Raw genomic sequence first — 15153 nt, 5'->3', positions numbered from 1 at the left:
TTGTAGATCAAGGCCCTCAAAACCACCAGTGGTTTGGAAGGCACAATGCGCTCTTTACCGGCACTTTTCAGAAAGCTCAGTCCAGCACCAGCCGGCGCTGCTGCACCAGCTGCTCGATCTGGGCGCGGGTATCGCTGATCAGCGCTGCAAACTGCTGCGGGCTGCCGCCCATCGGCACAACACCGAGCTGCTCCAGACGCGCCTGCACCGCAGGTTGCTGCAGCGCTTGGCGGGCTGCGTGGTGGAGGGTGTCGATGACCGCTGGCGGCGTGCCGGCCGGCGCCACCAGCCCAAACCAGGTGATGGCCAGGCGGTTGAGCGCCGGGTAGCCCGCCTCTGCCAACGTAGGCACCTGCGGCAGCGCTGGCAGCCGCTGGGGCGCGGCCACCGCAAAGGGCACCAGGCGCCCCGACTGCACCAGGCTGCTGGACGACGGGTACTGGTCACTCAGCACCTGGGTCTCGCCCGACAGCGCACTGTTGACCACCGGGCCTTGGCCTTTGTACGGAATATGGCGCAGGCGCACGCCCAGCGCTTCGTTCATCGCCTCGGCAATCAGGTGGCCGATGGAGCCCACGCCGGCCGATCCGATCGTGTAGTGGTCGGGCTGGGCGCGCAAGATGGCGACCAGGCTCTGCAGATCGGCTGCCCCCAGGCTGGGGTGGGTGGAGAATACCGATGGAATCTGCGCCAACGCGATGACCGGTGCCAGCGCTTCGTGCGGGTCGCGGCGCAGCGATTTCAGCATCACCGCATTGACGGCCAAGGTGCTGATCGTTCCCACACCGATGGTGTAGCCATCGGGCCGCGCACGGGCCACCGCCTCGGCACCGATGAGACCTGCGGCACCTGCCTTGTTCTCCACCACCACCGGCTGGCCCAGCGGCTCGCGCATGGCATCGGCGACCAGGCGGGCCACGATATCGGTCGACCCCCCCGGTGCAAAGGGCACCACCAGCTTGATGGGCTGGCTGGGGTAGGCGCGCCGCTCTTGTGCTTGCGCGTGCGCATGTCCGGCCCATGCCAGGCCCAGGCAGACCAATGCGGGCAGCAGCGCCAGCGGGCGCAGGATGGGAAAGCGGGAGATCATGGCAGGCGGGCACTGAAAACCAGAGACGGGAATTATCCTCCCGAGCGGGAAGCTGGCACTAGGCAGCGCAGCTGGCCTGTACGTCCTGGCCCTCTTGCTGCAGACCCTGGCTCTGGGCATAGTCCATGCCCCAGTCGCGCATGGCCGTCAGTACCGGCTGCAGGCTGCGGCCCAGGTCGGTCAATGCATAGTCCACGCGCGGGGGGACCTCGGCATAGACCGTGCGCGCAACAATGCCGGCCTCTTCGAGCTCGCGCAGCTGCAAGGTCAGCATGCGCTGGGTGACGTTCGGAATGGCGCGCGCCAACGCACTGAAACGCTTGGTGCCATGGAGCAGATGGAAAAGCACAATGGGCTTCCAGGTGCCGCCCATGACGGACAAGGTGACCTCCACTGCGCAGCCGCTTTTGCTGTTCAAACGCTTCATACCCCTTGCTCCCTGGAAAACGACAAACGCCCCATCCTAGTGCCAAGCCAATATCCATGCATTGCTTACATTTTTAATACTAGACCACAAATATGTCGGTTCTAGCGTTCCACACCCAGCGCTTGCATGATGGCCGGGTGGCTGCAGCCTGCAGCCTCTGTGATGCCAACCAAGGAAAGACATACGCCATGAAAGCCATTCAACTTGCCGCTCCCGGTGGCCTGGACCGCCTGCAACTGGTGGACTTGCCAGCGCCCGCAGCACCAGGCGCCGGAGAGATCCAGGTGCGCCTGCATGCCAGCTCGCTCAACTACCACGACCTGGCCATTGCCGCGGGGCGCTCGGCCACGGCCGATGGCCGCATCCCGATGGCCGATGGCGCCGGTGTGGTGACGGCGGTGGGGGAAGGCGTGACCGAGTTCGCCGTGGGTGACGCCGTGGTTTCCTGCTTTTTCCCGCTGTGGCTATCGGGCAAGCAAGTGCCCTCCACCTTCACCACCGTGCCCGGCGACGGCATCGATGGTTTTGCGCGCGAGCAGGTCACGATGGCCGCCACGGCCTTTACTCATGCGCCCAAGGGCTATACGCATGAAGAAGCCGCCACCTTGACCACGGCGGGCCTGACCGCCTGGCGCGCCCTGGTCGTCGATGGCCGCATCGAAGCGGGGCAAACCGTGCTGGTGCTGGGCACCGGCGGCGTCTCCATCTTTGCGTTGCAGCTGGCCCATGCGATGGGCGCCAAGGTGATTGCGACGACCTCCAGCGCTGCCAAGGCCGAGCGCCTGCGCGCCCTGGGTGCCGACACGGTGATCAACTACCGCGACCAGCCCGAATGGGGCGATGCGGTGCTGCAAGCCACCGGCGGCCATGGTGCCGACATCGTCGTGGAAGTCGGAGGCCCCGGCACCTTGCCGCAGTCCATCCGCGCCTGTGCGCCCGGGGGCCATATCGCCCTGATCGGTGTGCTAACCGGCTTTGCCGGCGATGTACCGACGGTGGAGCTGATGCGCAAGCAGCAAACGCTCAAAGGCCTGATCGTTGGCAGCCGCGAGCAGCAGCAAGACCTGGTGCGCGCGCTCGACCAGCTGCCACTGCGCCCGGTGATCGACAGCAGCTACCCGCTGGAGAAAATCGCCGATGCCTTTGCGCACCAGATCAGCGCGCAGCACTTTGGCAAGATCTGCCTAAGCTGGTAAGTGGCCACGGCAGCGCAAGCGCTCTGCCGTCTGCGCTACCGCGATGAAAAAACCGCCCCGGGCTTGCGCCTGGGGCGGTTGTGCATTGGGCGAGAGACGGTCAGTCCAGCAGCGAGATATCGCGCACCGCACCTTTGTCGGCCGAAGTCACCAGCTTGGCATAGGCCTTCAGCGCGGTGGACACCTTGCGCGGACGGGGCTTGGCAGGCTTCCAGCCCAGCGCATTCTGTGCTTCGCGGCGCTTGGCAAATTCTTCATCGCTGACCAGCGCATTGATGGTGCGGTTGGGGATGTCGATCAGGATGCGGTCGCCGTTCTGCACCAGGCCAATCGCGCCGCCAGCGGCCGCCTCTGGCGAGCAGTGGCCGATGGACAGGCCCGAGGTTCCGCCCGAGAAGCGGCCATCGGTCAGCAATGCGCAGGACTTGCCCAGGCCCTTGGACTTGATGTAGCTGGTCGGATAGAGCATTTCCTGCATGCCGGGGCCGCCTTTGGGGCCTTCGTAACGCACGATCACGACATCACCGGCCTTGACCTTGTCGCTCAGGATGTTTTCCACGGCCTCGTCCTGCGACTCCACCACATGGGCCGAGCCTTCGAACACCAGGATCGAGTCATCGACACCGGCGGTCTTGACCACGCAGCCGTCCAGGGCGATGTTGCCGCGCAGCACCGCCAGCCCCCCTTCTTTGGAGAAGGCATGGTCGTACGAGCGGATGCAGCCTTCGGCGCGGTCCAGGTCCAGGCTGGGCCAGCGCGTGCTTTGGCTGAAGGCCACCTGGGTAGGAATGCCGGCGGGGCCTGCCATGTAGAAGGTGCGCACCGCCTCGTCCTGCGTGCGCACGATGTCCCACTGGTCCAGCGCGTCCTTCATGGTCTTGGCATGCACGGTGGGCACATCGGTGTGCAGCTTGCCGGCACGGTCCAGCTCACCGAGGATGGCCATGATGCCGCCGGCGCGGTGCACATCTTCGATGTGGTACTTGTTGGTATTGGGGGCCACCTTGCACAGCTGGGGCACGGTGCGCGACATGCGGTCGATGTCGGTCATCGTGAAATCGATCTCCGCCTCTTGCGCGATCGCCAGCAAGTGCAGGATGGTGTTGGTCGATCCGCCCATCGCGATGTCCAGGGTCATCGCGTTCTCGAAGGCCTTGAGGCCGACGGCGCGTGGCAGCAGCGTGGCTTCGTCCTGCTCGTAGTAGCGCTTGGCCAGCTCCACGATCAGGCGGCCTGCGCGCTTGAACAGCTGCTCGCGGTCCGAATGGGTGGCCACCACGGTGCCATTGCCTGGCAGGGCCAGGCCCAGCGCCTCGGCCAGGCAGTTCATCGAGTTGGCGGTGAACATGCCCGAGCAGGAGCCACAGGTCGGGCAGGCCGAGCGCTCGACTTCAGCCACATCGGCATCGCTGACATTGCTATCCGCGGCCATCACCATCGCATCGACCAGGTCGAGCTTCTTGATCTGGATCGTCTTGCTGCCGTCAGCGGCAGGCACGGCCAGGCGCACCTTGCCCGCTTCCATCGGGCCGCCCGAGACAAACACCACGGGGATGTTGAGGCGCATCGCGGCCATCAGCATGCCGGGGGTGATCTTGTCGCAGTTGGAGATGCAGACCATGGCATCGGCGCAGTGCGCGTTGACCATGTATTCCACCGAATCGGCAATCACTTCCCGGCTGGGCAGCGAATACAGCATGCCATCGTGGCCCATCGCAATGCCGTCGTCGACCGCAATGGTGTTGAACTCCTTGGCGACACCGCCTGCAGCCTCGATCTCGCGGGCGACGAGCTGGCCCAGGTCCTTCAGGTGCACATGGCCTGGAACGAACTGGGTAAAGGAGTTCACCACCGCAATGATGGGCTTGGAGAAATCGTCGTCTTTCATGCCGGTGGCGCGCCACAAGGAGCGGGCACCAGCCATGTTGCGACCGGCGGTTGAGGTTTTGGAACGGTATGCGGGCATCGTGGTGTACGAATCAGTAAACAATAAGAATGCGGCCTGTCTTGCATAGTGCGGGCCTGGATATACGCCAGGGCCAGCGGGCAAGTTGGCGAGAACCTCTTGAGTGCACGCCGATGTGAGCGCTGATTATGGCGCAGCTGGGCAAATGACGGAGACACTCGGGTTCCAGCCAGCGACAGCGGTAGGGACAGCGGTAGGGACCGCGGTAGGGACAGCAGAAAGGCGGAAAAAAACCGCCTGCCGGCGGTTTCTGCGCTGCAGCGGCTGCGTCAGCGGCGCCGGCGGGCGGTCTGGCCCAGCGCGTCCCTGGATTTTTGCAGTCGGCGCTCCTTTTTCAGCCCTTCCTTTTCCATCGCCTTGCGCTTGGTGTAGCCTGACCAGTCGGCCCAGGCCCACCACAGCGCTGCCAGGCCAAACGGCGCCAGCACGGTGACCCAGGACCAGGCCGCGACCGGGCCGATTTCCAGGTACTTCAACAACAGCAGAATGATCCCCAGGATCAGAAAATACATGGTTTCTCCCTCTTGTTGCTCGCTGGGCCGCTTGGGTATCGGGCTCGTAAAGTGTTCTGACTTGCGGAACATCCTGGCGTTGGCGCAGTCCTAAGCAGCGAGCCATTAGAATTAATGTACCTCATGCGCTAAGGAGAAGACACGATGAACCGTATTCTGATTGCCACGGCACTGGCCTTGTCGGCCAGCGCACCTGCGTGGGCTGATCAGGCATTGGCCCAATCCAAGAACTGCATGGCTTGCCATTCGGTCGACAAGAAAGTAGTGGGCCCCGCATTCAAAGACATTGGCGCCAAGTTTGCAGGCCAGCCCGGTGCATCCAACATGCTGGCCCAGAAGATCATCAAGGGCAGTGCAGGCGTCTGGGGCCCTGTGCCCATGCCCGCCAACACCCAGGTCAGTGAAGCCGACGCCAAGAAATTGGCCGACTGGGTACTGACGCTCAAGTAAACAACCCATCGCATGCAGGTTGGGCGCTTCCGGCCCAAGCAAAAAAAACCACCTTGCAAGGTGGTTTTTTTGTGGCGTGCGGCAGCGGTTTAGAAGCTGTTGCGCGGCGGCTCGACCTGGCGCATGCGGTCCTCGATCTGGCCCAGGTAGGCGGCGTTGCTGTTGTCCGACTCCTGGGCGCGGGCCACCAGGTGCGATTCCAGCTCTGCCAACCGCGCCATCAGTGCGGACTGCCCGGCCACATGCTGGCTCTCCAGCACCTGGCGCAGTTCGGTAAAGCGGGAGGCCTCGGCCTTGTCGGCCAGCTCCCGCTGGGCCGTCATCTCCTTGTTGTGGCGGCGTGCCTCCAGCATGACGGAGCCCTGCAGGGACAGCACATAGGCGATGAAGATCACGCAAAGCAGGACGGTGAGCGCCAACATCAACACACCCAGCGGTGCATGGATGGTGGTCAGGCCCAGGTTGACTTCCGACGGGGTGGACAGCACCTCCCAGTTGAGGGCTGCCAGACCGCCGATGAGCACGGCGATGATGAGAAGAAGAATGCTGCGCATAGTGGAATTTGATGGCATAGATAGAACGCATAGACCATAGCATGATCCAGACGTCCCGGCTTGTCAGCCAATGCTGGCAAATTTCCACCCGTTCTTCAGCGTTAACAACGCGTTGGCGCGCCGGGGAGTACTGGCGCGCCACATTGTTGACATTGGGCGTTCAGTGCGTATCGGACAGCTGATCGAGGATCGCCGGGTTCTCCAAGGTGGAGGTGTCCTGCGTGATCACCTCGCCCTTGGCGATCGAGCGCAGCAGGCGGCGCATGATCTTGCCCGAACGGGTCTTGGGCAGGTTGTCGCCAAAACGGATGTCCTTGGGTTTGGCGATCGGGCCGATCTCCTTGGCCACCCAGTCGCGCAGCTCCTTGGCAATCTGCTTGGCTTCGTCGCCAGTGGGGCGCGAGCGCTTGAGCACGACAAAGGCGCAGATCGCCTCGCCGGTCATGTCGTCGGGCCGGCCCACCACGGCCGCCTCAGCCACCAGGTCGGTCTTGGCGACCAGTGCCGATTCGATCTCCATCGTGCCCATGCGGTGGCCCGAGACATTGAGCACATCGTCAATGCGGCCAGTGATGCGGAAGTAGCCCGTCTTGGCATCGCGCACCGCGCCGTCACCGGCCAGGTAGATGCTGCCGCCCATTTCTTCGGGGAAATAGGCCTTCTTGAAGCGCTCGGGGTCGTTCCAGATCGTGCGGATCATCGACGGCCAGGGCTTGCTGATCACGAGAATACCGCCGGTGCCGTTGGGCAGTTCCTTGCCGGTCTCATCCACGATCTGGGCCATGATGCCCGGCAGCGGCAGGGTGCAGGAGCCAGGCACCAGCGGCGTGGCGCCAGGCAGCGGCGTGATCACATGGCCGCCATTCTCCGTTTGCCAGAAGGTATCGACAATCGGGCAGCGCTCGCCGCCGATGTTCCGGTAGTACCACATCCAGGCTTCGGGGTTGATCGGCTCGCCGACCGAGCCCAGAATGCGCAGGCTGCCCAGGTTCCAGTTACGCGGGTGCACCTTGTCGTCCGAGTCAGCCGCCTTGATCAGCGAGCGGATGGCTGTAGGCGCGGTATAGAAGATGGAGACGCCATGGCGCTCGATCATCTGCCAGAAGCGGCCAGCATTGGGAAAGGTGGGCACGCCTTCGAACACCACCTGGGTCGCGCCAGCGGCCAGCGGGCCGTAGGCAATATAGGTGTGGCCGGTGATCCAGCCGATATCGGCCGTGCACCAGAACACGTCGCTGGGCTGCAGGTCGAAGGTCCATTCCATCGTCATCTTGGCCCAGAGGATGTAGCCGCCGCTGGCATGCTGCACGCCCTTGGGTTTTCCGGTGGAGCCGCTGGTGTACAGAATGAACAGCGGGTGCTCGGCATGCACCGGCACCGGCGCGCATTCCTTGCTCTGGCCGGCCAGCGCCTCGCCAAAGCTCACATCCCGGCCTTCGACCTTGTTCCAGGCCGTGGCGGTGCGCTCAAACACCAGCACTTTCCTGACGGTATCGCAGCCACCCATGGCCAGCGCATCGTCGACAATCGCCTTGAGCGGCAGCTCCTTGCCGCCGCGCATCTGGTAGTTGGCCGTAATGATCAGCACTGCACCGGCATCGATGACGCGCTCATTGACCGCCTTGGCCGAGAAACCGCCGAACACCACCGAATGGGTGGCACCAATGCGTGCGCAGGCCTGCATCGCCACAATGCCCTCGACGGTCATCGGCATGTAGATCAGGACCCGGTCGCCCTTTTGAACGCCCTGGGCCTTGAGCGCATTGGCAAAGGTGCTGACCTTGTCCAGCAGTTCGCGGTAGGTGATCTTGGTCACCTGGCCATCGTCGGCTTCAAAGATGATGGCCGTCTTGTTCTCCACCGGCGTGCCGATGTGCTTGTCCAGGCAGTTGGCGCTGACGTTCAGCTCGCCATCCTGGAACCACTTGAAGAATGGCGGCGTGCTCTGGTCCAGCACTTCGGTGAAAGGCTTGGTCCACTGCACATGCGCGCGGGCGCGTTGGGCCCAGAAGCCTTCGAAGTCGGCCTCGGCCTCGGCGCACAGCGCCTGGTAGGCCTCCATGCTGCCGACGCGGGCCGTGGCAGACAGGCTGGCAGGTGGGGGGAAAACACGGTTCTCGACCAGAACGGATTCAATCGTTCCTTGGGCTGGGGCTGTCATGGGTGGGTCTCCTTTGCAAACATTGTAGGTATGAAAATCGTTGCTACTGTGGACCGGCGCACTTACATGCGTCTGACAGCAGCCTGCGCGCCCGGCGTCGTCGCAGAGCAATTCATAGTCAAAATCAATCAGCCTATCGAATTGACGAATTTTGCCAATCGCGCTGCGCAAGACCCAGGCGGCTCGCTACAATCCGCGTCGCTCTTTTGGCTGCATCTGCGCCATCGGTGAGCCAGCACGCAGGTAGACAGGCTGGTATCCGTTTCACCGATGGAAGATCCAACAACGCATTCCAACGCACCGCAGTCCAGCAGCGCCATCTCCACTTCCTCCTCCATCATGTCTCTGCCTCAAAATGCTCCTTTGCGCCCCTTGCCGGCGCTGATTTTTGCCAGCCGCTGGCTGCAGCTGCCGCTTTACCTGGGGCTGATCGTTGCCCAGCTGGTGTATGTCTGGCATTTCCTGGTCGAGTTGCTGCACCTGGTTGAAGCTGCCTTTGGCAGCGATACCGCGCTGCGCATCCTCGTCACCTCGGTGGGCTATTCGCCCGATGTCCAGATCACCGCCCTCAACGAGACCATCATCATGCTGGTGGTGCTCGGCCTCATCGATGTGGTGATGATCTCCAACCTGCTGATCATGGTGATCGTCGGCGGCTACGAGACCTTTGTCAGCCGCATGCACCTCAACCGCCATCCGGACCAGCCCGAGTGGCTGGGCCATGTGAATGCCTCGGTGCTCAAGGTCAAGCTGGGCCTGTCCATCATCGGCATCAGCTCCATTCACCTGCTCAAAACCTTTATCAATGCGCCCAATTACAGCGAGAAGGTGCTGATGTGGCAGACCATCATCCACGTGGTGTTCCTGCTGTCCGCCCTGGCCATTGCCTGGACTGACCGCATCCTGCACCCCGCTGGCCCTGGTCACAAGGATAGCCACTGATCCAGCAGCCGCTGCACGCATCCCTCCAGCCCCGCCCCTGCGGGGCTTTTTCATGGGCGCCTGGGAGATCCGGATTGGCGAAATATTCCTACACAGCAGCCGCATGGTTTCGGATATCGGTAGTTATTTACCCTTAAAAGACAGCATTCACAGCACAAGCAACGTGATCGGTACGCAATTGCCAGAATCAGGGTCTTTCACAGACAGATCTTGCATAAAATTGAAACTAAATGTGTTTTGCATCGTCGAAACCCCGACCGCTTGATCCGACCATATTTGGTTTTTTGCTGCTATTAAAAAAGGAGCATCGCAGAAATCAGATGCTGCAAATAGGCGCTTGGCAATGCCCAATTCGCCCGGATGAAACCCGCTTTTTTTGACTTCTATATTTCCAATACGTATACTTAAGGAATGTTTTACAACCTGCAACGCAGGTAATCCGTGCCTTTCTGACAGGTGCGGATCGTCTCCGTCGGGTCTTTGGCGCCACGCCAAAGTCCGTCAACAGGCCGGAATATTCCCGGCCCTGATGCCCCGGCGTGGTGGCCTTTTTACAGTGTCCGCCGCGCTCGCGTGATTGAAACGATCGGGTTTCAATGCGCACGAGAGACCCTGTACCTGGCTCGACCCTGGAGCCCTTCGCTCCTGGCATGCATGCCCGGTACAGGCAGAAATTGTTGGTCACATTGTGTGTCCTGCCCACGAGGGCTTGCCATGGCGGTCGCTTTGACTGCCAGGCGCAGCTATCGGCATCAGGGTTGAGAGATTGACGGTCCCGTGCTGGACGACGCCCCTTTGTGGGCGTTTTCAGCGTTGTAGCCACTACAACTTAGGGAGGAGCCACGCATGGCCAAACAAATCCGTATCGAGAACGTCTTCAAGGTGTTCGGAGATTCCCCCAAAGCCGCACTGGAGCTGGTGCGCAAAGGCGCCACCAAGCAAGAAGTCATGGAGAAGACCGGCAACTCCATCGGTGTGTTTGACGCCAACTTCACCATTGAAGCCGGTGAGATCTTTGTCGTCATGGGCCTGTCGGGCTCGGGCAAATCCACCCTGGTGCGCATGCTCAATCGCCTGATCGAGCCCACCAGCGGCGCCATCGTCGTCGATGGCCAGGACATCAACCAGTTGTCGGACAGCAAGCTGCGCGCGCTGCGCCGCAAGGACATCTCGATGGTGTTCCAGTCCTTTGCGCTGATGCCCCACCTGACCGTGGTCGAGAACACTGCGTTTGGCCTGGAGCTGGCCGGCGTCAAGCGTGAAGAACGCCTTGCTGCGGCTGAGCAGGCGCTGGAGCAGGTGGGCCTGGCCGGTTGGGGTGCAAGCTACCCCGATGAGCTGTCTGGCGGCATGCAGCAGCGTGTGGGCCTGGCCCGTGCGCTGGCATCCGATCCTTCGATCCTGCTGATGGACGAGGCCTTCTCGGCACTCGACCCCATCATCCGCACCGAAATGCAGTCCGAGCTGATGCGCCTGCAGGAAATCAAGCGCCGCACCATCGTCTTCATCTCGCACGATCTGGACGAGGCCATGCGCATTGGTGACCGCATCGCCATCATGAAGGACGGCATGGTCCAGCAGGTCGGCACCCCCGACGACATTCTGCGCAACCCGGCCAACGAGTATGTGCGCGCCTTTATCCAGGGCGTGGATGCGGCAGCGGTGTTCAAGGCCGCCGATATCGCCCGCCGAGGTATCACCATCGTCAAGGAAAGCGACCAGCGCGGCGCCCGTGCCGCGATGCAACTGCTGCAGGACGAGGACCGGGATTTTGCCTATGTGGTCTCGCCCCGCAAGCAGTACCTGGGCACGGTCTCGACCGAGTCCTTGCGCAATGCCTTGAAGGGCCATGTGGGCCCATTGGGTCTGCAGCATGCCTACCTGGACAAGGTCGAGCCGATTGCCGAAGACGCGCTGGTGGCTGATCTGTTTGGCCAGGTTGCGCAGGCGCCCTGCCCGCTGCCGGTGCTGCGTGCCGATGGCCGCTTTGTCGGCGCGATCAGCAAGAACACCCTGCTGCGCTTCCTGGACCGCGACACGCCCCCTGTGCCGCCCACGGACCCCGCCGTGATCGCCATGCAGGCGGCCACCGAGGCCGCTGCCGCTGAAGCCGCCAATACCGACAACAACGACAACAGGAGTGCCGCATGAGTACCGACAACACGATGACCATCGCCCAGAACACTGCTGCCGCCGACCCTTGGGCCGATACCGCATCGGCCAGCTCGAGCGCGGCCACCGCCTGGACGGGCAGCGACGCCGCCAGCACCCCCGCACCCGCTGCCGTGAGCGATGACCCCTGGCAGGCGGTTGGCAATGTCTCGGGCAATACCGACTGGCTGGGCGGCCCTGACGCCGTGGGCCAAACCGCCGATGCCGCCCAGGCTGCCGCGCAGCATGCGCAAGTCGCACACGACAGCGGTTTTCATCTGAGCCAGCTCTGGGACGGCAGCCTGCCGGTTCAGGACTGGATCAACACCGGCCTGACCTGGGTCGTGGCCAATTTCCGCCCCTTCTTCCAGACCGTGCGCGCGCCGATTGACGGCACGCTCACGGGCGTGGAGCATTTTCTGACCGCCATCCCCATGCTCGCGATGGTGGCCATTCTGGCACTGATCGCTTGGCAATTTGCCGGTGGCGCCCTGGCCATTGGGGCCGTGGTGTCGCTGCTGGTCATCGGCATGCTGGGTATCTGGCACGAGGCCATGGTCACCCTGTCGCTGGTGCTGACCTCGCTGGCGTTCTGCATCATCATCGGCCTGCCGCTGGGCATTTTGCTGGCCAGCAGCGACCGGGCGCAGAAGTTCTTCCGACCGGTGCTCGATGCCATGCAGACCACCCCGGCCTTCGTCTACCTGGTGCCGGTGGTGATGCTGTTCGGCATTGGCAATGTGCCTGGCGTGGTGGTGACCATTGTGTTTGCGCTGCCACCGCTGGTGCGCCTGACCAACCTGGGTATCCGACAGGTGCGCCCTGACCTTATTGAAGCCAGCCGTGCCTATGGCGCCTCGCCGCTGCAACTGCTGTGGAAGGTGCAGCTGCCGCTGTCGATGCCCTCGATCATGGCCGGCATCAACCAGTCGCTGATGCTGTCGCTGTCGATGGTGGTGATTGCCTCGATGATCGCCGTGGGCGGTCTGGGCCAGATGGTGCTGCGCGGTATCGGCCGCCTGGACATGGGCCTGGCCACCGTCGGCGGCCTGGGCATTGTGCTGCTGGCCATTCTGCTGGACCGCATCACCCAGGCGATGGGCCAACCCCGCCGTGGCGTGCGCCACTGGTGGCAAACCGGCCCGGCCGGCATCATCGCCCGCGCCCTGCACAAGCCAGAAGCCAGCCCTGCACCCAAGCCCCTGCCTCAGCCAGCGGCCCAAAAGCAGGCGCAGACGCAGCCCGGCCAGGACGCCGTGCCTGCCGCCTAAGCCCAGCCAGGGCAGCCGCCACCGCTGGCTGCCCTGCCCGCCCGCTGGCCGCATTTGCGCATTGATCGGCGGCGCGCACTGCGCCAGCGCCGAACCCATAACAAGGAGCATCCATGACATTCACCACCCATTCCTGGCAGGCCTTCGCAGCCCCGACCCGCATGGTCAAAAGCCTGCTGGCCACCAGCCTGCTGGCCGCTGGCCTGGCTGCCGCCGGCCATGCGATGGCCCAGGATCTGCCCGGCAAGGGCATCAAGGTCCAGCCACTGCAAAGCTCGATCGCCGAAGAAACCTTCCAGACGCTGCTGGTCAACAAGGCCATGGAAAAGCTCGGCTATGAGGTGCTGCCCATCCGCGAGGTGGAATACGCCACCGCCCACGTTGCCATCGGCAACGGCGACGCCACCTACATGGCCGACCATTGGGATCCGCTGCAGGCCGACTTCTACAAGAACGCCGGCGGCGCCGGCAAGCTCTACCGCGAAGGCGAGTATTCGACCAGTGCCGTGCAAGGCTATCTGATCGACAAGAAAACGGCCGACGAGCACAAGATCACCAATATCGAGCAGCTCAAGGACCCGAAGATCGCCAAGCTGTTTGACACCGACGGCGACGGCAAGGCCGACCTGACTGGCTGTACCCCCGGCTGGGGCTGCGAAGGCGCGATCGAGCACCAGCTGACCGCCTACCAGCTGCGCGATACCGTCACCCATGTGCAAGGCACCTATGCCGCACTGATGGCCGACACCATCGCCCGCTACAAGTCCGGCAAGCCCATCCTGTACTACACCTGGACACCCTACTGGGTCAGCGCCGAGCTGCGCCCCGGGCGTGATGTCGTCTGGCTGCAGGTGCCGTTTACCGCACTGCCGGGCAACCAGGCCGATCTGAAGACCGCGCTGCCCAACGGCAAGAACTACGGCTTCCCGCTGAACACCCAGAAGATCGTCGCCAACAAGCAATTTGCCGAAGCCAATCCTGCGGCTGCCAAGCTGTTTGCGATCATGAAACTGCCGGTCTCCGACATCAACGCCCAGAACCTGGCGATGAAGGAAGGCCAGAACAAGCCTGCCGACATCGAGCGCCATGCCGATGGCTGGATCAAGGCCCACCAGGCCGAATTTGACGGCTGGATCAAGACGGCGCTGGACGCCGCCAAGGCCCAGTAAGTCTGCAGCACCGATCGCCCGGCAGCTTCTGGCCGGGCCGGTGCCTCCCCTCGGGGCATGTCGCCATGCCCACCGGTGCAGCGCCAGCGCTGCCCAGCCTCCAAGCCCCCCGCAAGCTGCATCTGGACCACCCGCCACCACCGGCCGGGCCTGGCGCCGTCTTGCCCCAGGGCTGCCCATGTTCCCTCTCGGTGCGCGCCTTGCGCATCGCGTTTCAATCCAAGGAGAAGACCATGACTGATAAAAACCGCCTCAATCGCCCGATCCACCTGGCCTGCGCCGCCGCCATCGCGTTGATGGCCTGGGGCCCCGCCGCCCAGGCGCAAGACCTGCCCGGCAAGGGCAAGGATGTGCTGCCCCTGCTGGGCACCGTCGATGAAGAGCTGTTCCAGACCCTGATCGTGTCGCGCGCGCTGGAAAAGCTCGGCTACACCGTGAAGGACCCCAAGGGACTGGAGAACGGCACCGAGCACGTTGTCGTCGGCCAGGGCGATGCCACCTTCATGGCCAACCACTGGATTCCGCTGCACCAGGAGTTTTATGAGCGCAATGGCGGCGCCAAGGTCTTCTACCGCGAAGGCATGTTCTCGACCAATGCCGCCCAGGGCTACCTGATCGACAAGAAAACGGCCGAGAAGTACAAGATCACCGACATCATGCAGCTCAAGGATCCCAAGATCGCCAAGCTGTTTGACACCGATGGCGACGGCAAGGCCGATCTGACCGGTTGCAACCCTGGCTGGGGCTGCGAGCTGGCGATCAACAAGCACCTCAAGGGCCTGGGTCTGGAAGGCAGCGTGACCCACCGCCAGGGCAACTATGCGGCGCTGATTGCCGACACCATCGCGCGCTACCAATCCGGCAAGCCGGTGCTCTACTATGTCTGGACCCCCTACTGGGTCAATGGCGTGCTCAAGCCCGGCCAGGATGTTGTCTGGCTGCAGGTGCCCAATGTTCCCAATGCCAAGGGCGATGAAGACACCCGCCTGCCCAATGGCAAGAACTATGGCTTCAAGGTGAACAACCAGTACATCCTCGCGAACAAGAAATGGACGGATGCCAACCCGGCCGCCGCCAAGCTGTTTGCGCTGATGCAGGTGCCCATTGAGGACATCACCGCGCAGAACCTGCTGATGCGCAACGGCGAAAACAAGACTGCCGACATCCAGCGCCATGCCGACGCCTGGATCAAGAACCACCAGGCCAAGTTTGACGGCTGGATCAAGGAAGCGCTGGCCGCCAAGTAAGCCTGGCGCCTGCCGCA

The 15153-nt window shown here is 63.1% G+C and carries 15 protein-coding genes; 8 read left to right on the top strand and 7 right to left on the bottom strand.

Annotated elements, in window-relative coordinates:
• Positions 1 to 76: 76 nt before the first annotated feature.
• Together AB7A72_RS21055 and AB7A72_RS21050 are read right to left on the bottom strand one after the other, a co-directional pair.
• On the bottom strand, positions 77 to 1090 hold the full coding sequence (locus AB7A72_RS21055) for a Bug family tripartite tricarboxylate transporter substrate binding protein (RefSeq protein WP_369461061.1): 1014 nt from the start codon (positions 1088 to 1090) through the stop codon (positions 77 to 79).
• Positions 1091 to 1148: 58 nt separating this feature from the next.
• The gene (locus tag AB7A72_RS21050; RefSeq protein ID WP_239809029.1) at positions 1149 to 1517 is read right to left on the bottom strand and encodes a winged helix-turn-helix transcriptional regulator; all 369 of its coding nucleotides are present in this window, start codon (positions 1515 to 1517) and stop codon (positions 1149 to 1151) included.
• A gap of 188 nt (positions 1518 to 1705) precedes the next feature.
• On the opposite strand from AB7A72_RS21050, the gene AB7A72_RS21045 reads away from it, so the two are divergent.
• The gene (locus AB7A72_RS21045) at positions 1706 to 2713 is read left to right on the top strand and encodes a zinc-dependent alcohol dehydrogenase family protein (RefSeq protein WP_369461060.1); all 1008 of its coding nucleotides are present in this window, start codon (positions 1706 to 1708) and stop codon (positions 2711 to 2713) included.
• 100 nt (positions 2714 to 2813) lie between these two features.
• Here AB7A72_RS21045 and ilvD read toward each other — a convergent pair whose 3' ends face one another.
• Positions 2814 to 4679: a dihydroxy-acid dehydratase gene (gene ilvD / locus AB7A72_RS21040; RefSeq protein WP_312461843.1), complete on the bottom strand. Its 1866-nt coding sequence runs from the start codon at positions 4677 to 4679 to the stop codon at positions 2814 to 2816.
• Positions 4680 to 4948: 269 nt separating this feature from the next.
• Positions 4949 to 5191, bottom strand: a complete 243-nt coding sequence (locus AB7A72_RS21035; protein WP_239809032.1) for a TIGR04438 family Trp-rich protein — start codon at positions 5189 to 5191, stop codon at positions 4949 to 4951.
• Positions 5192 to 5335: 144 nt separating this feature from the next.
• Here AB7A72_RS21035 and AB7A72_RS21030 point away from each other — a divergent pair, with 144 nt between their 5' ends.
• Positions 5336 to 5641: a c-type cytochrome gene (locus AB7A72_RS21030; protein ID WP_021027702.1), complete on the top strand. Its 306-nt coding sequence runs from the start codon at positions 5336 to 5338 to the stop codon at positions 5639 to 5641.
• 89 nt (positions 5642 to 5730) lie between these two features.
• Here the strand turns inward: AB7A72_RS21030 and AB7A72_RS21025 are convergent, their stop codons facing one another.
• Positions 5731 to 6195, bottom strand: coding sequence for a LapA family protein (locus AB7A72_RS21025; protein ID WP_239809033.1), 465 nt, complete (start codon positions 6193 to 6195; stop codon positions 5731 to 5733).
• Positions 6196 to 6355: 160 nt separating this feature from the next.
• Positions 6356 to 8356, bottom strand: coding sequence for an acetate--CoA ligase (gene acs, locus AB7A72_RS21020; protein ID WP_369461059.1), 2001 nt, complete (start codon positions 8354 to 8356; stop codon positions 6356 to 6358).
• Positions 8357 to 8386: 30 nt separating this feature from the next.
• Here acs and AB7A72_RS21015 point away from each other — a divergent pair, with 30 nt between their 5' ends.
• Together AB7A72_RS21015 and AB7A72_RS21010 are read left to right on the top strand one after the other, a co-directional pair.
• Positions 8387 to 8587: a hypothetical protein gene (locus tag AB7A72_RS21015; protein ID WP_369461058.1), complete on the top strand. Its 201-nt coding sequence runs from the start codon at positions 8387 to 8389 to the stop codon at positions 8585 to 8587.
• A 108-nt stretch (positions 8588 to 8695) separates the two neighbouring features.
• Entirely contained in the window at positions 8696 to 9298 is a 603-nt protein-coding gene (locus AB7A72_RS21010) for a TIGR00645 family protein (protein WP_133857855.1), read from the top strand.
• 147 nt (positions 9299 to 9445) lie between these two features.
• On the opposite strand, the gene AB7A72_RS21005 is transcribed toward AB7A72_RS21010, so the two are convergent.
• Positions 9446 to 9727 carry a hypothetical protein gene (locus AB7A72_RS21005; RefSeq protein ID WP_239809036.1) on the bottom strand — a complete coding sequence of 94 codons (282 nt, stop codon included), beginning with the start codon at positions 9725 to 9727 and terminating at the stop codon, positions 9446 to 9448.
• Positions 9728 to 10144: 417 nt separating this feature from the next.
• Between AB7A72_RS21005 and proV the strand changes: the two genes are divergently transcribed.
• From proV to proX (AB7A72_RS20985), 4 genes are all read left to right on the top strand, one after another.
• Positions 10145 to 11449 carry a glycine betaine/L-proline ABC transporter ATP-binding protein ProV gene (gene proV / locus AB7A72_RS21000; RefSeq protein WP_239809037.1) on the top strand — a complete coding sequence of 435 codons (1305 nt, stop codon included), beginning with the start codon at positions 10145 to 10147 and terminating at the stop codon, positions 11447 to 11449.
• Positions 11446 to 12720 carry a glycine betaine/L-proline ABC transporter permease ProW gene (gene proW / locus AB7A72_RS20995; protein ID WP_312835442.1) on the top strand — a complete coding sequence of 425 codons (1275 nt, stop codon included), beginning with the start codon at positions 11446 to 11448 and terminating at the stop codon, positions 12718 to 12720. The genes proV and proW overlap by 4 nt, the downstream gene beginning before the upstream one ends.
• 161 nt (positions 12721 to 12881) lie before the next feature.
• Positions 12882 to 13889: a glycine betaine/L-proline ABC transporter substrate-binding protein ProX gene (proX, locus tag AB7A72_RS20990; protein ID WP_312530811.1), complete on the top strand. Its 1008-nt coding sequence runs from the start codon at positions 12882 to 12884 to the stop codon at positions 13887 to 13889.
• Between the two features lie 233 nt (positions 13890 to 14122).
• Positions 14123 to 15136: a glycine betaine/L-proline ABC transporter substrate-binding protein ProX gene (gene proX / locus AB7A72_RS20985; protein ID WP_239809039.1), complete on the top strand. Its 1014-nt coding sequence runs from the start codon at positions 14123 to 14125 to the stop codon at positions 15134 to 15136.
• Positions 15137 to 15153: the final 17 nt, after the last annotated feature.

It is taken from the genome of Comamonas sediminis (genome assembly GCF_041107495.1).
Taxonomy (GTDB): domain Bacteria; phylum Pseudomonadota; class Gammaproteobacteria; order Burkholderiales; family Burkholderiaceae_C; genus Comamonas; species Comamonas sediminis.
This window is presented reverse-complemented; position numbering and strand designations above follow the sequence as displayed.